The following is a 15,480-nucleotide window of genomic DNA, read 5'->3' on the forward strand; positions in this document are numbered from 1 at the left end:
ATGCAAATGAAGCTGGAACACTTAATTATGCACAAGAAACTCTACGCTATGGCATTTGCTGTATCAGCTTGCCTGGCGACTTCAGTTGCAATCGAAAAGATACAATACGATGTACCGAAACTTTCGCCAACATCTGTTGCCGGCGATTCCACGACAATCGCGCCGGCGACGAAAACAGCTGCCGGTAAAGAGTCACGTTTGGCTGACGGGCTAACACAGACTGAACTAATTCGTGTGTGGAACGAAGGGGCTCAAGAGTGGACCGCCAACTCAAACATTAAGCCGAAGCGGGACCGGGAAACCGCAGAGCAATTCATGCTCATGATGCAGGGTATGGCTGGAATCGGGCCAGAAGATTCGAAATGGGTTCGTGACAAACTGTTCGAAGGCTTTATACCAGCACCAATGCCGTGCTGCGGTGTCCCTGGAAGCAAGAATCCTGAGGACGAACATCAGTGCTGCGAGAAGCAGAAAAACGCGATCGATATGGCCGCATTGTCAGGCGATTTCGCAGAGAAAGCGCGAACGCGATTCAATGAACAGTTTGGGCCGATGATGGGTAGACTAATCAAATCGTCCGCTAAAACCAGTTTTGTTTCACGACAGTCCGTGAGCGAGGACCTGCAACCAGACACTGAAGGACCATCTGACAATGCATTTGAAGGTCTGCGTATTTCAGTAGTCAAGCCATCGCCAGGTGACCCGCCTGCCAACTTTAGTATATCCGCGATCAGCACGCCTATTGTCTATAATCGATTTGGTAAGGATTTCCGTAGGATAGAGGTGAATGGAGTCACCAAACCGTTTGGTGCGAGAGACAATGACGGAATGATCTTCGTATTGGATGAGGACATTGATAAAGTTCGTGCTGGAAGCGAATACTTCAACGCAGGACACGATCCGATTTTCTACGGAGTTGGTCACGGCACGCCTTTGTTTCTCAAGGACCCTGGTACCGGCAGATACCTCGATGCAAACAAACAACTGACTGATGAGCCTAAAGTTCCCGTACTCACTGTGGAACCGTTGATCATTCGGGCAAACGGTGGTGATACAATCGTCATTGACTTTACGAATCGATTGGATGTAAATCGTTCATCTGGTGCCTCGAAGGCAAACCTGATCGTGGAAGGAGCAACCTACAACACTGGAGATGTAGGTCATGTGGGAGAAAACTGTGTTGAGCCTGTTGCTGCAGGAAATAACAATCCACAACTGCGCTACGTCATCAAAATCGGCAACGAGCGTGCGACTGAAGGAACTTACTATTTTCACAGTAAGCCGATCGATTCGAAGGATCTCAACGGAAGCCTCCATCGCATGAAAACACAGGCATCACATGGGCTGTTTGGCGCTCTGATCGTCGAACCGAAAGGTTCAAAGTATCTGGACTCATACACGTTTGAGATCAAAGAGGGAAGCGAGAACGGTTTTGGTGATTATGAAGTGGATGAAGATTCTTATGCCGAAGTCAAGAGTGGCTGGGCAGCGATCATCGTAAACGAAGACGAGTCGATTCCAGCGTTTCGCGAACACGTTGTCATGTTCCACGATGAGTTGGGGGATGACTTAATGGAGGATGCGGAAACAGAAAGCCCAAGAGCATTGAGTTACCGCTATGCAGGATTCAATGAAATTTTTGGAAGAAGGCCTTTCGGAGATCAGGATGGCGGCAAGGATTCACCATTCGAGATCAACGATCACTCAATGGCCTATAGTGCTTACACTTACGGCGACGCTTCGACACCCCATCCACGATTTTATGTTGGAGATCCGATGCGATACCGCATCGTACACGGTGGCGCGGGGAACGAATTCCACGTCTTCCATCACCATGCACACCGCTGGCGCTTTCAACCCGGGATCAGTGAAGCGGGAGCGAAAGACGATACGGCGAACTTGACGAGTCCATCAAAACGAGGACGTCCCGAAGACCCGAACCAGCCTGATTTAACTGTATCTGCTTCAACACGTATCGACTCGCAAACATTAGGTCCGGGAGAGACTTTTGACGTCTTGATGGAGGGTGGCGCAGGGGGAACACAAAGGACTGTGGGGGATTCGTTACTGCACTGTCACATTATTGACCATGTGATCCAGGGAATGTGGACCTATGCACGTGTCTATAACACGTTGCAGGAACCAGGAGTGTCTTATTATCCGCCACTCGCCCCACTTCCAGATCGACTGAACGAAGCAATTCGTCCGCCCATTGCCGTGGACTCGCTCACATTGCAGACGATGGTGACTCAACCGGGAGCACCGAAGCCAACACCCGTCGCCGGGCCGTTGGCGGGTGTTCCGATCACTGATATTCAGAATCAGCTGATTCCCTACATCGAAAATCAACTTCCTCCTCAAGGGGTTCCTGAACTTGATAAAATAGCCGAAGTTAATGATGAGCATCGCGCGGAAATCAATCGTGCCAATCAATGGGATTGGGAAATCATAGATGTCCCTGGTCAGGGAATTCTTTATCTTGGTGAGAGATATGATCTTGGTGATTTTCATACTGGTAAAGAGCGTCCGCAAAGCTATGTGAGATTCGGCGTCGGATACCCAACAGCCGGAGAAGGAATCGGTGTACACCGGAATGAACCCAACCCATTGGGTGATGATCTCCCAATCGATCGGCCACGATTGCGATTCAATCCTAAAGATGGTCGTCTGGCCTATCCTCATTTACTGCCGCACGCTGGTAGACGCCCTCCGTTTGCACCAAGGACGCGATTAAAGCCAGAGCAGGCTGGTGGTGTCGCGGTTGTGCGCGACGAATGGCGGCAGGGAACCGCATATTTGAACAAAACGGTGAAGGCTACTGACCCAGACAGCACGCGCGGCGGTAATAGCGGGAGCGGACTGGCACCCGAAGATGCGCCCATTCGCCGTTACGATTTGGTCGCATTGGAATTACCAATCAATTATCACGCTGCCAACGGCAAGCCCCTGTCAAGTGAAGAAGACGAATATCGGGATTTCTTATTTGGAAGAAAAAAACGGGTTCCGCCCCCGCAAACGATTACGATTACCGCGGGCAAAGGCACTACAAGCTGGGTACCTGGTACGCAGAAAATCAGAACAGGCGACACAATCGAGTGGATTATAGATAATGAAAATTCGACTGGTAAGCATGGGATTAAATTCACAAATTGGACGCACGACAAGGAGTATTTCCAAGTTGAGCAGACTGCGGATAGCCTTGATTTCAATGAGACCATTGGCCAAAACGTGGATCCGGCTGATCCAAAAAGATTAAGAAAGGGGTCATCGGATGTTAAGGGCCAGCTTTTGCTAAGAGTGAAAGTTCTCAAGGAATTAGCCGTGGGTTCTCGTATCGCGTATGTATGCACAGAACATGGCAACAGCATGTCCGGCGCGCTTACGGCATCCGATGTAGCACCAGGTGTCGACGAGAAAGGTCAGATCTTTGTCTTAGCCGAAGACTTCGCAGATATTGCCGCTGGGCGCAAGCCGGCCGAACCATTGGTACTTCGTGCCAACGTTGGTGAAGTTGTCGAGGTCACACTGCGGAGTGCTCTAAGAGACGATGACGCTGACAACGCCGGTTACAGCAAAGTGGGCATTCACACTCACCTGGTGCAATATGATGTGCAGTCATCTGATGGCGCAGTAGGCGGGCTAAACTACGAAACTTCCATCCGGCCCTCCTTAGAGCTGGTTGACGGGAAACTCGTGCCTCTAGAACCCGATCGTAGACTTGAAGAAGCAGTGCATTATCGTTGGTGGTGCGATACTGAGTTAGGAACCGTGTATTTTCACGACCATTCGCTTCTGAAAACAAGCTTGCCACATGGATTATTTGGCGCGACGATCGTCGAGCCCAGTGGATCCAGCTATCACGATCCGATCTCCGGAAAGCCAATTTATGAGGAGGAAACTGATCCTGCAGAACCTAATCTGACCACCATCAGCAAGTCAAACGCAACAGTGATGAGAGACGGTACTGATTCCTGGGGGCGAGGGGTTTCGATCGCCAGTATTCATAACGCGAAAAAAACCTCCACGTTTCGTGAATACGTACCACTGTTCCAAGACCGGTCAACGGGTATCGGTGCATCTATCAACCTTCGAAGCACACCGATCCGGACGTTTAATCACGATTTTGATGGGAAATTTGTCCCGGGACTGACGCCTCCCTTTTCCAATCTGAAAGTCAAATATGATAATGGTCACTCAGTCTTGTGGGGGGGCAAAGCGACGCGGTTTAGCTCCCATGTCAGTGCTGATCCCGTCACTCCCGTTTGGCGAGCATTTCCGAATGACCCTGCACGGATTCGCGTTGAGGGAGGTGCGACGAATTTATTGCATTCGCTGACGGTTCATGGTCATCGTTGGCAAACAGAACAGAATAATCCCAAGTCTACTATCCGTGACTTCGCAATCGCTGGTGTGTCTGAAGCCTTTACTTATGGCAGCATTGCGAATGCGTCGCCTGGCGACTATCTATATGGTAGCACTGGTGTCAATGACCTGGTGGATCAAGGCAAGTGGGGCATCTGGCGAGTTCATGATCCGGCAGACTCTAATAATCTCGTTCAAGCCAGCGGTTCTGCGCGAGTGTTCTTTTTGTTTGTCAACAATAATCCCGCACTTCCTTTCTCGATCCCCAAGGGGACACGGTTTGTCAGCCGCGCTGGAATTGAATACGAGGCAACTCATAACTCTCAGGAATTGAATCAGGAAAAGATAGATAAAGGGGATTCATTTATCGATGTCAGTCTGAGAGCCGTGTTCCCCGGTGATTCTGGAAATCTGCCGATTCTGAGCCGACTTGGTTTCTCAAAGGCGTTTAATAATTCTGTGCCTGAATCGTTGATAATCGATAGAGTGGTTAGTCTGGGTATCAGTGGAGGTGCAACAAAATTGCAACCACTACCTGGTTTCACTTCTAATGTCGCACCAGCAGTTGCTGAACCACTTGTGGAGTCTTTGGGTATCACGGAAGCTCCAGAACCCATTGTCGACAAACCGGAATTTTATGTGGCCGCGTTACGAGTTTCGCTCCCAGTCTCTACAGGCACCACTCCCAATGCAACTACCCCCATACTTGCTTACGTACCACTTGAAACGGATCAGGAACGGTTGCTTGCTGATCAGATTGCTAGCTTAACTCGTTCAATTAAACCACGGTGTGATTCAGAGAAACAATCACACCGCGATAAGATCGACTTGAAGGTCTTTAAGCTTCGTCAACAACTTCTAACACGATTTCTGGCTCACCCGCATCCGCTGGTTTTGCGAGTTGCAGCACCTGAAGAAAGCAATACCCGTCAAGTCTCTGTTCGTTTAATCAACCTTTTGCCGACGCCGCAGGAGATGATGCAGGAATTCCCTGATACTGCTGCAAGACCGTTTGGCAGACCTTACAGTCCGCTTACGTCACTGCACGCCAGCTTGGTGAGGCATGATGCATCGAGTGACGGAACCGCATTGGGACGAAATAAGCATTCGATTGTTCCCTATGCAGACGCAAGGACTTACGTCTGGTCGATTGACCAGGAACTAGGCATCTGCTACCTCCGTGATACAGCGGACCCCGAGCACCAAACCAGCGGGCTATTCGGCGCATTGATTGTCGAACCACCTGGAACGCGCTTCCTGTCAGGGACCGATGGGATGGAAAAAAGAGGAGTTTCTGATCCGCACGCTATCATCATCGACCGAAGTGAACGTATCGCGTTTCGCGAGTATGTGCTTTTCTTCCAAGACGCGTTTCACGCACAAGACGATCAGTTTGCAATTAACTATATGGTGGCAGGCGATTCCGGGACTCCACGAACCCCGCATCTCAAAGGGCACGTTGGAGATCAAATTCGGGTTCGCCAAGTTCATGCAGCTGGATCTGGGGCTCAAGCTGGCAACCATTCGTTCTATATCGGTGGACGTCGATGGCGGATGGACAATGCAGACCAGGCAAGCAACCGAATTGCTGCTATTTCGCAAGCACCGGCTGCTTGCGTTAATGCAGAGTTTCTGATTGATGACTCATTCTCTGATGAGGCGAAAGTAAAAACTCGCAGTTACTTCTATGGATCACATGTTGGAGATCAATACGAGGGAGGGGAATGGGGTTTGTTTACTATTCTGCCACGAACTGAAAGCAACTTTTCGATTCTGCAGCCATTGCCTGTCTGGGCTATCAAAACTCATCCACCTGTCTCTTTGGAGTGACTTTCGATGTATCGTTATGCGATCTCATTATTACATGTCCTGGTGATCTCGCAGTCGCTCGCCGGTGAAACAGTTCACGTGGTTACGGCAACGACATCCCAATGGATTTATCGCGACACTCGCTCTGGTCTGGGTGAGTCTAATCCTGTTCGGATCTTCGCATCTCCAGGGGATACGATTAAGTTTCAACAGATCATGTCAGGACATGGAGTCATTTTTTATCGCAACCCGTCTAATGTGACCGAAATCGGACGTGTAGTGAATCCTGAGGAAGAATTCAAAATACTCAATGGCGAAAAGTTATCACCTGTTTCAAAAAGTCGAGTCTTTGGTCGAGAAAATCTCGCCACAAGAGTCATAAAAGATGAGACGGAGATGATTACGATTCGACTGGCGCACAACTTTCGAGGACCGTTATACTTTGCCGAACGAGTCAGCGCCTCCGAAGGTCGTGATATCATGTTCGGTATAATCGAACTAGCTTCGGCATCACGAATGAAGTCAATCTCGGAACTGGAACTTCCAGAGAACTTTAAGATGTCAAGCGCGATCGATATCACTTCGGTACGTGATGAAGAATGGGATCGCTCACTGGGAAACCTGAGTCAATTACCCAATCAAGAATTTATCGTACCCAGGCAGGGCGAAGACCCGGTCGGGTTCAATTGGGAGAAATGGTTCGGAAACTTGACATCCCACCTGTCACCCTATCTGGCAGATGTGACCTGGTATTATGCCGTTGCAGTCGATCTCGATGACGATGATGACGATGATGTTGTCGCACTGATTGAGACCGCGAATGCAGAACCTGCCTGGTATGCGATTATCAACGGAGTGAAATCGCATGTCCAGGATCCAGGCAATCCCAGTGATTTGTTGGGTGAAATAAAAAAATTCACGGCAGCTGTAAAAATCGTCATTCCCGAACAAGTTGATGAAAAGCGAGCGTTTATTAAATCTGCCGACTTAAATCTCGATGGTCGCGTTGATTTGGTGCTTTGCGGTGGAGGAGACGCACGCATCACCATCGCTTACCAGGGGTTTATAGCTGAACCTCCCGGATACGCTTATGCCAATCAGCAAACACTGGATAGCGAAATCGTTTTCGGAATCGAGAAACCAAGGGTGGTCGATGTGGAAAACCGGAACGATGACTCCATGCCAGACTTGGTGATCTGTGGTAATTCAAATTGGGCAGTTTTCCTGAACCGGATCGGTCGAGGCTTCTCGAGTACGGATGCGCAAGTGCTCGACGTAAAACCACCGTTTGCCGATGCGTCGGTCAGACGATTTGGAAAAGCAGATTTGAATGGTGATCATTCACTTGAGTTGATCATTGAGAATAAAGCAGGTGAATTGCGTGCCTATTCAAAGTCTGCGGATGGTAAATATTTCCAGGTAAAGAAAGGTGCAACGCGATGACAATGCAAGTCAACTTCCTAAGCACGATTGATGTCAACCTGGGAGCCTTTCAACAGGCCCGGTTCAATTTTCCAAAGCAGGGAACCTTCAAGTTCGAGGTATTCGACGGGAATTTCGTCGAATACGGAACGGTCAAGGTCACGAATAGTCAACCGCCATCAGGTGACACGGTAATCGTTATTCTCGAAGAAGCAGTACAGCCCGGTAAGGTGGTGATGCCGACTGACGAAATGCTTGGATGGCTAAATCTACGAGATCACACCATAAGACTTGTTGTTTCTCAATCCAGAATCGGCTGAATATTTATGTAGGAAACGTTTTTGAAATGACTGTAATACCCCCAACAGAACTTTACAAAGAGGGCAGAAAATGCGGTACAACCAAAACGTGTCGACCTTGATTCTTTTGATCTTTCTTTTAATTACTGTTTTGCAGAAGGAATCAAATGGCCAGGAACCTAAAGTGATCGAAGGAACCGGCGGAAATGCATGGTCTCCAGCCACATTGAAGTTGAAGACCGGTGACGTGGTAGAATTCAAGGTTACCGGCAGCAGGCATGGAGTTGCCTTCAATAACGGCGATCATGCGAAACAGGTGTTTGAATTCCTCGATGGATTCGAATTGAAGCAGCATGACTTCCCTGGGACTATTCGCTCAACTCACGCAAACGGTACAGGAATCAACAAAGATGACAACGGCGGACTACTGATTCGAGCCAAAGTGAAGACAATTCCAGATGGTGTATCGGAGCTTGAATACTTCTGCTCACTTCACGGTAATAACATGTCGGGGAAGATTGAACTGGAAAAGGGCGCTGTACCCGTACCTAAAGTGATCGAGGGAACCGGCGGAAATGCATGGTCTCCAGCCACATTGAAGTTGAAGACCGGTGACGTGGTAGAGTTCAAGGTTACCGGCAGCACGCATGGAGTTGCGTTCAATAACAGTGATCATGCAATACAGGTGTTTGAATTTCTCGATGGATTCGAATTGAAGCAGCATAACTTCTCCGGGACTATTCGCTCAACTCACGCAAACGGTACAGGAATCAACAAAGATAACAACGGCGGACTACTGATTCGAGCCAAAGTGAAGGCAATTCCTGATGGTGTCTCCGAGCTTAATTACTTCTGCTCACTTCACGGTAATAACATGTCGGGGAAGATTGAACTGGAAAAGGGCGCTGTACCCGTACCTAAAGTGATCGAGGGAACCGGCGGAAATGCATGGTCTCCAGCCACATTGAAGTTGAAGACCGGTGACGTGGTAGAGTTCAAGGTTACCGGCAGCACGCATGGAGTTGCGTTCAATAACGGTGATCATGCAATACAGGTGTTTGAATTTCTCGATGGATTCGAATTGAAGCAGCATAACTTCTCCGGGACTATTCGCTCAACTCACGCAAACGGTACAGGAATCAACAAAGATAACAACGGCGGACTACTGATTCGAGCCAAAGTGAAGGCAATTCCTGATGGTGTCTCCGAGCTTAATTACTTCTGCTCACTTCATGGTAATGACATGTCGGGGAAGATTGTGCTGGAGAAGGACACAGCACACGCTGACCACACTATTCATGGTGTTAGTGATGATGGAAACCAATCCTGGATAGTGAACGGGATTCCTGCCGCAAATCTTGATGTTAAAGCCGGCCAGATCATTGAATGGCGTGTCAGGGAGGGATTTCATGGATTACGTTTCACATCATGGGCCAGAGACAGGAAGCACATTGCAGTGATCAAGGATGGTGACATCGGGTTCATGCATTTGCTGGGACGTAACCCGACAGCATCCAAGGTGGAGAATGATGTCATGCTGCGAGTTCGGATTGACGATGCGGATGTGGGAACAGAGATTCCTTTTTCCAGTCTTGTGCATCCGAGCATGAAAGGCAAGTTAACGGTCATTGCTGATAGCAACTGAATACTAATCAGATTTCAAGAAAGATATAAGCATGTCATTGCTCTTAACGCTCAACGGTTCGTCCACCTTGGATGCATTTCTGATTGCACCTCACAACAATCAGGTGTTTCCCTCGATTCTTGGTCTAGCCACCGATGATGGCACCACGGTCGATGTTGAGATTCAGGTGTCGGCGCAGGGTGCTGGCATAGTATTGTCTCAAACCAACATCACGGTCGGATCAGGTGGGTCGACCGTTTCTGTCCACGCCATTTCTCCAAGCCTCGTTCGTAACGACACAACTCTGAATATTTTGGTAGGCGGAGTGCTCGAAGGTTCGATCAGCTTGACTGCGATCTCAAACCCGAGAGTATGGTTCGATGGTCGGTTTGAGGTGCGGTTTGCGACTGGCCAGGGTTTTTACAACGATCCACGGGGCAATCCCGATGGAACAGGGCGTGGTTGGATGTGGGCATTGGAGGGTGAGCCTGATTTCGTTCCCGCAGACAGTGTTCCGGACCGCATTGAAAAACCGGTCGGGCGGGTAATCAGGTTTCACAATCCTGTTGCACCACGTTCACATGTTCCGCCGATCGGAGTGTTTGTAAAAGCTGTCGAAGGTGAAGTCGGAGGTACGAAAGAACGTTTCACAGGCGGAGATCCAATGGTCGGCGCAGCGGTTAATCTTGGGCCGAACACGTACTTCGCTTCCAATCAACCAGTAAACCCGGCTGACCGCACTGCAGGGAGACTTCCTGAGGAACGTCATGGCGATGGAGAACAGCCGCTGGCGTTATTCCAGTGCCGCTTGGGCGATCAATTTAGTGGGGGTTCTAAAACCGGAGCGTTCGTTCCGGGTACGACCGAAAGTCAGTCACCTCGCAATCCAGATTTCCGACCATACGCGCAGGGGCTTACGGTTTTGAGTCCAGGCGAACGCGCAGCATTTCCGTTCTTATCCCTCGGAGAATTTTCGACTCAACGAGTCAATCAGCTGCTATCCGAATTTGTTGCGCTAAAAGCAGCTGGTCAGACGAATTCGGTCGAATTTCGTAACTTGCGACTCCGGATCGGCCATTTGTTACCTCTGCTCGAGCAATCTCTGCAGAATCAAATCATTGCAGATCATGGCCCTGACGGTGTAACACGGTTAGTACCAAGCCAGTCGTTTGGATGGGGACAGCGGGAGGTCTATCGCGGAATGATCAATGAGTCGATCAATATTCAACCCAACGATTCATCCATCCTGTCGTATTTTTCGCAATTTCCATCCTTTCACTTTCTGTGCGTGTTTTTCAACTTTCACACCGATGAAGCGTGTGGACACTGCTACGGTGCAGTGGATCCGTCGCAGCAACCGCCCACACTTTAACCGCAGATCAATACTAGTTATCCAGAGATGTCACTATGAAGAGAACCATAAAACGAGTATGTACAAAAACGTTTTGGATTATGGGACTTATTGCCGTTACACAAGTCATGCTTACACCAGGATTCGTTAGTGCTGCTTCCTGGGAAATCACGGCAACGAGCGGATTCCAATGGGATCCAAGTGAGGTGAAGTTGAGCTTGGGTGATGACGTTACTTTCAAGCTAAGCGGTGATCCTCAGGGCATACCTCATGGACTTCATTTCAATGACTGGGATTCTATCAAACAAGTATTTGAGATTGAAGCCGTCCAAGGTCAACAGTCATTCAATGCCACAACGGGACAGAACAGCGCTTCAACTAATATGGCGAACAAGGTGTTGTTCAAGGCCAAAATCAAGAGCATTCCGGACGGACTCAGCGAAATCTCGTATGTATGTATTGAACATGGTGGGATGAGAGGCAATATCGTTCTCGGGGCCACGGACGGCGATATGGGCGTTGAAAAGATGGTTAGGCGACTGTCTCCTTCAATGCAGCGACGCATGTTGAAATTTATCAACCAAGCGCGAAGTCCCAGGGAGTTAACTAAGTCGCCACAGGAACGTCGTGTCAAATTTGAACATGGTCCATCGGCAGCCAGGCCAAAATACGACCGGCGGCACGAAGGGGTGGTTGCATATGACTTGGCTACTGCGAAAATGATGTTGGAGAATCGTCCGCTGGACGGGTATACGGATGTTAGAGATTGCCTCAAGCTCTACAAGGAATCTGAGACCGAAAGGTTTGAAGATCTATTAAACTCACTCGGTCCACCCCAGTTTGGCGAATGGCGGGAAGTTGCAACCGTTGCGGAAGGTGACGAAGAAGAGCCTGTCATGCATGCGGCGATGTTGCATACGGGAAAAGTTCTGCTCATTCCAAGCAATAACAGAACAGTTCTTTGGGATCCCGACCCAGCGGTCGCAACGCCCATCGAAATCATCAACGGAGAACAGGCGGGAACGGGGTTAACTGCAAATCTCTTTTGTAGTGGTCATTCATTTCTTTCTGATGGTCGCTTGCTTGTAGTTGGAGGAGGAGGTGGCAATCCGGGAGCCGCATCTTCGATTCAGGGATGGAAATTTGATCCCAAAACAATCAAATGGACTCGAACCAGTAACGATATGTCGTTCCAACGCTGGTATCCCACACTGGTTACCTTGGCAGACGAGCCTGGCAAGGTACTGGTTGCTGCGGGGGCTACCGGAATGGGCGTCGCGGATTTCATGGAGATATATTCCGAAGTTACCGACAAATTTGAACCTGTCACGGCCACAGGGCCAGTGGGAGAATTGCTCTTTCCACCGACCTATCCAGGTCTGCATTTGCTGCCTGGCGGGGAAGTATTCCATACTCCCGTTGGATTTGGTGATTGCAATCAGAGCCCAAGTGGCGCGTCAGCGGACCCCACAGCAATCTTCGCTTTCTCAAACCCGGCGAGAACTATGGGGGCGTGGTCGACACTTGAAAACAATCATCGGCGGAAGGGAATGTCAGTGTTGTTGCTTGAGCCCACAAGTCCATTTGTGCGAGTACTTGCAATTGGTGGTGGAGATGCTGGTACCAGTGGGACTGGTCAAACAATCGACTTGAGTACATTCTCGCCCACTTGGGAACCAGCGTTTCCCCTGCTAGAGGAACGGGTGCACCCCAATGCCGTGATCTTGCCCGATGGTACAGTATTTATTTGTGGTGGCATGGAAGCAGGAACTAAGCCTCCCCCAAACGGCGGAAGATGCGAATTGTATGATTCCAAGACGGGTTCAATTGCCGAGATGGACGAGTTGGCCCGGCCAAGACATTACCACTCTGTGGCAATACTCCTGCCAACGGGTGAAGTCATGGCAGCAGGAGGTGCAGGTAGAGGTGGCTGTGATGTCAGCAGGCATAACACCATTGAAGTATTTAAGCCGCCGTATCTTTTTCGAGGCGATCGTCCTGTAATTAATTCAATGAGATCGGAAGTGGAACATGGTGCAGCGTTTGAAATCGATACCCCGAATCCTTCGGCTATCTCGAAGATCGTTCTTGCGAGACCTATGGCTGTTACGCATCAGACCGACAGCGAGCAGCGAATGATCACATTGACTTACACTGTAACTGGTCCTGGGACTATTGAAGCAATAGCACCCGCAGGCTCACCGAACTCAATCGCGCCACCTGGTTACTATATGCTCTTCATCCTCAATCAGGATAGAGTACCATCGGTAGCCAAGTGGATCCTTCTCAAATAAACAACAAGGATAGCAAATGTATTACCGATTTGTTTCACTCTTTTGCATCTGTTCTGTTTATGTCACCGGTGGATTTGCTGTTGACGGCATTGCATCTGATGGGTTTCAAAGAACGTCTTTTGATTCGCCGAAGCAAGTCGCAGAGCATTGGGATGTCAGAAATCAGGATGGCAAAAAGATCGTGCACAGCAAACTGAAGGGATCCCCCTGCGTGATTGTACTTTTTCGGGGACATGGGTGTTATCATTGCGTCAAACAGCTAGGCGAAATCGTCGAAGTAGAATCTCGCTTTCGGAGTCGCGGCGTACGTTTGATTGCCGTATCGGATGAATCTGTAGAAGAGATGGGTAAAGCACTTCGCAATCGACCTCTTCCCTTTCCAGTTCTCTCTGACGTCAGGTCAAAATTAGCCAAGTTCCTGGGAAGTGACAAGATTGAAAATTGGCATGGAATTCTTATTTTGGACTCGAATGGCAAAGCAAGGTGGCTTCTATGCGGATCAAAGCCGCTAATGGATTTCCGAGAAGTGCTTTCTCAAATTGATAGTTTGCAACTTTCAACTACTCCTCTTGAGACCCACGGTCTTGAATCGCGGGTTGACTAGAGCGCGTCACATTTTAGTCTAGCGCGAATGCGGTAAGTCGGGTAGACTGGTGAGGTCTCATTTCATGGAAGATTTGTAACCGTTTCAGCAAATACGCAGTCTATCAATGACTGAACTGAATCGCTGCCTTCTTTGGTCACAGCAGGGACAGCATTTTTCCGATTCGGTCAGGTCGATGCCCTGCAGCAGGAGTGCCAGATCGGTGGATGAAAGTGACAGACCATGTGTGCCTTCTGGACCGGAAAGACGCTGGTACGTGCCCGCTTCCAGGCGTTTGTACCAGATAGCCAGGCCTTCGTGGTCCCAGTAGAGCAGCTTGTTTCGATCCTGTTTTTTGTTGAGAAATACAAACAGTCCCCCATCTAGTACGTTTTGCTGCAGGTAGACTTCGGTCATCCGCATCAGCCCGTCAAAACTTTTACGCATATCAGTGGGGACCGTGCAGAAATCAATGCGGGTCGGCAGATTCAGCATGCGCGCTGCTCCAGCACGGCTAGCACGGTTTCAGGCGTGGTCCGATCACAGCCGCTTCCGGTACGAACGGTCGTGCCGTGTGAGAACACGATTTCAATCGGCGCGGCAGGGAGTTGGACTTCAACGGGAAGAAAGGAAGTTGCAGCGGTGTTCGCGGCATCGCGTTTTTTCAGTTCCCGCCGCCAGTAATGGTACACTGGTTCGCTCAGTCCCTCACGCTGGCAGAAGGCACGGATCGAAAGTCCTGACTGCATGCGGTCTGAAATCGTTGTTCGCCAGAACGCTTCACGGTCCGGGTTCCGCCGCTGATCGGCACGTTGTGTTGGCTGGGATGCAGGCATCGATTTCGCTCCTGAATATGTTGGTGGTTGAAACACATTCAGAATACGTCACACGTCAAGGTGTATTTGGTGGGCCGGTTACGTTCATCAAGGCGTTCCACATGGTTAACATCCGGGTTATTGCTGCCCGATAGCGACGGATGGTTTGCAGGGAAGATCGCAAAACCGGTTCATGATGATTGAGCCAGCGTTGTTGTAAATCATCAATACCTACAGGATCGAAATTGAACACCGAATGAGTATGAGACTCTATCTGGGAGTTGTTACGCGCGGCCATCTGCCGCGCCTCTTCTTTATCCGCACCTATTTTGGGTCGCAAACGCTTTCCATTTTCAAGGTAGGTGAGATACCAGATTTTACCGCGGAGATCGCCACGAACTTTACCGATTTGGAACGATGTCTTCCGATTTTGCTTTGATGATTGCTTCATCAACAGAGCCTTTCAGAGAACCCCCGTGCCACAAAACGCCACATAATGTGCCACAAATGGGAAGCTCTGGAGCGGTCCAGATAAAGAAAATGCCGCTGAGTTATAGGCTTACAACTCAACGGCAATCAAATAAACGGAGAGGGGGGGATTCGAACCCCCGGTACCTTGCGGCACGCCGGTTTTCAAGACCGGTGCAATCGGCCACTCTGCCACCTCTCCTGCAGCCCGAAATTCCTTGAAGGACTGGGCTTCGGTCGAAAGTATATAGACTCTCACCAAGCTTGTAAAGTCTCATATTTGTTCTGTTTCCGCATGATTTGAGCGCAAATCACGCGGGTTTCCAGTTAAAACGAATGTACTGCATCTGATTGCCGTCATCATCCGTTAAAAGGTAGTTTTCTCACTTCTCTGACGCCGTTCTTTGACTAGAACGGATTATACTACAGTCTTAAACCAGTTTTTTATCGCAA

General features: G+C 49.4%; 10 protein-coding genes and 1 tRNA gene. 7 read left to right on the plus strand and 4 right to left on the minus strand.

From position 1 onward, the window contains the following. Positions 1–6 precede the first annotated feature (6 nt). The 7 genes from GmarT_RS15040 (at position 7) to GmarT_RS15070 (ending at position 13,765) form a co-directional block, all read left to right on the plus strand. Positions 7–6,192 (plus strand): cupredoxin domain-containing protein, encoded by a 6,186-nt coding sequence (locus GmarT_RS15040; protein WP_149302934.1) that lies wholly within the window; start codon positions 7–9, stop codon positions 6,190–6,192. Between the two features lie 6 nt (positions 6,193–6,198). Continuing rightward, positions 6,199–7,614, plus strand: coding sequence for an FG-GAP repeat domain-containing protein (locus GmarT_RS15045; RefSeq protein ID WP_002643686.1), 1,416 nt, complete (start codon positions 6,199–6,201; stop codon positions 7,612–7,614). Beyond that, on the plus strand, positions 7,611–7,913 hold the full coding sequence (locus GmarT_RS15050) for a hypothetical protein (RefSeq protein WP_002643685.1): 303 nt from the start codon (positions 7,611–7,613) through the stop codon (positions 7,911–7,913). The genes GmarT_RS15045 and GmarT_RS15050 overlap by 4 nt, the downstream gene beginning before the upstream one ends. Before the next feature lie 163 nt (positions 7,914–8,076). Further along, on the plus strand, positions 8,077–9,537 hold the full coding sequence (locus GmarT_RS15055) for a hypothetical protein (RefSeq protein ID WP_149302936.1): 1,461 nt from the start codon (positions 8,077–8,079) through the stop codon (positions 9,535–9,537). 31 nt (positions 9,538–9,568) lie between these two features. After that, a complete protein-coding gene (locus GmarT_RS15060; RefSeq protein WP_002643683.1) occupies positions 9,569–10,888 on the plus strand; it encodes a hypothetical protein in 1,320 nt (439 codons plus the stop codon). Between the two features lie 35 nt (positions 10,889–10,923). Next, positions 10,924–13,161: a galactose oxidase early set domain-containing protein gene (locus tag GmarT_RS15065; RefSeq protein ID WP_002643682.1), complete on the plus strand. Its 2,238-nt coding sequence runs from the start codon at positions 10,924–10,926 to the stop codon at positions 13,159–13,161. Positions 13,162–13,177: 16 nt separating this feature from the next. Beyond that, positions 13,178–13,765: a peroxiredoxin family protein gene (locus GmarT_RS15070; protein ID WP_002643681.1), complete on the plus strand. Its 588-nt coding sequence runs from the start codon at positions 13,178–13,180 to the stop codon at positions 13,763–13,765. 84 nt (positions 13,766–13,849) lie between these two features. On the opposite strand, the gene tnpB is transcribed toward GmarT_RS15070, so the two are convergent. The 4 genes from tnpB to GmarT_RS15090 form a co-directional block, all read right to left on the minus strand. Beyond that, a complete protein-coding gene (tnpB, locus tag GmarT_RS15075; protein WP_002643680.1) occupies positions 13,850–14,239 on the minus strand; it encodes an IS66 family insertion sequence element accessory protein TnpB in 390 nt (129 codons plus the stop codon). Beyond that, entirely contained in the window at positions 14,233–14,580 is a 348-nt protein-coding gene (gene tnpA / locus GmarT_RS15080) for an IS66 family insertion sequence element accessory protein TnpA (protein WP_002643679.1), read from the minus strand. Before tnpA ends, tnpB begins: the two co-directional genes overlap by 7 nt. A 55-nt stretch (positions 14,581–14,635) precedes the next feature. Further along, positions 14,636–15,010, minus strand: a complete 375-nt coding sequence (locus GmarT_RS15085) for a hypothetical protein (protein ID WP_002643678.1) — start codon at positions 15,008–15,010, stop codon at positions 14,636–14,638. Positions 15,011–15,144: 134 nt separating this feature from the next. Beyond that, positions 15,145–15,229: transfer RNA gene (locus GmarT_RS15090), tRNA-Ser, on the minus strand. Between the last annotated feature and the right edge of the window lie 251 nt (positions 15,230–15,480).

This window comes from Gimesia maris, assembly GCF_008298035.1.
GTDB lineage: Bacteria > Planctomycetota > Planctomycetia > Planctomycetales > Planctomycetaceae > Gimesia > Gimesia maris.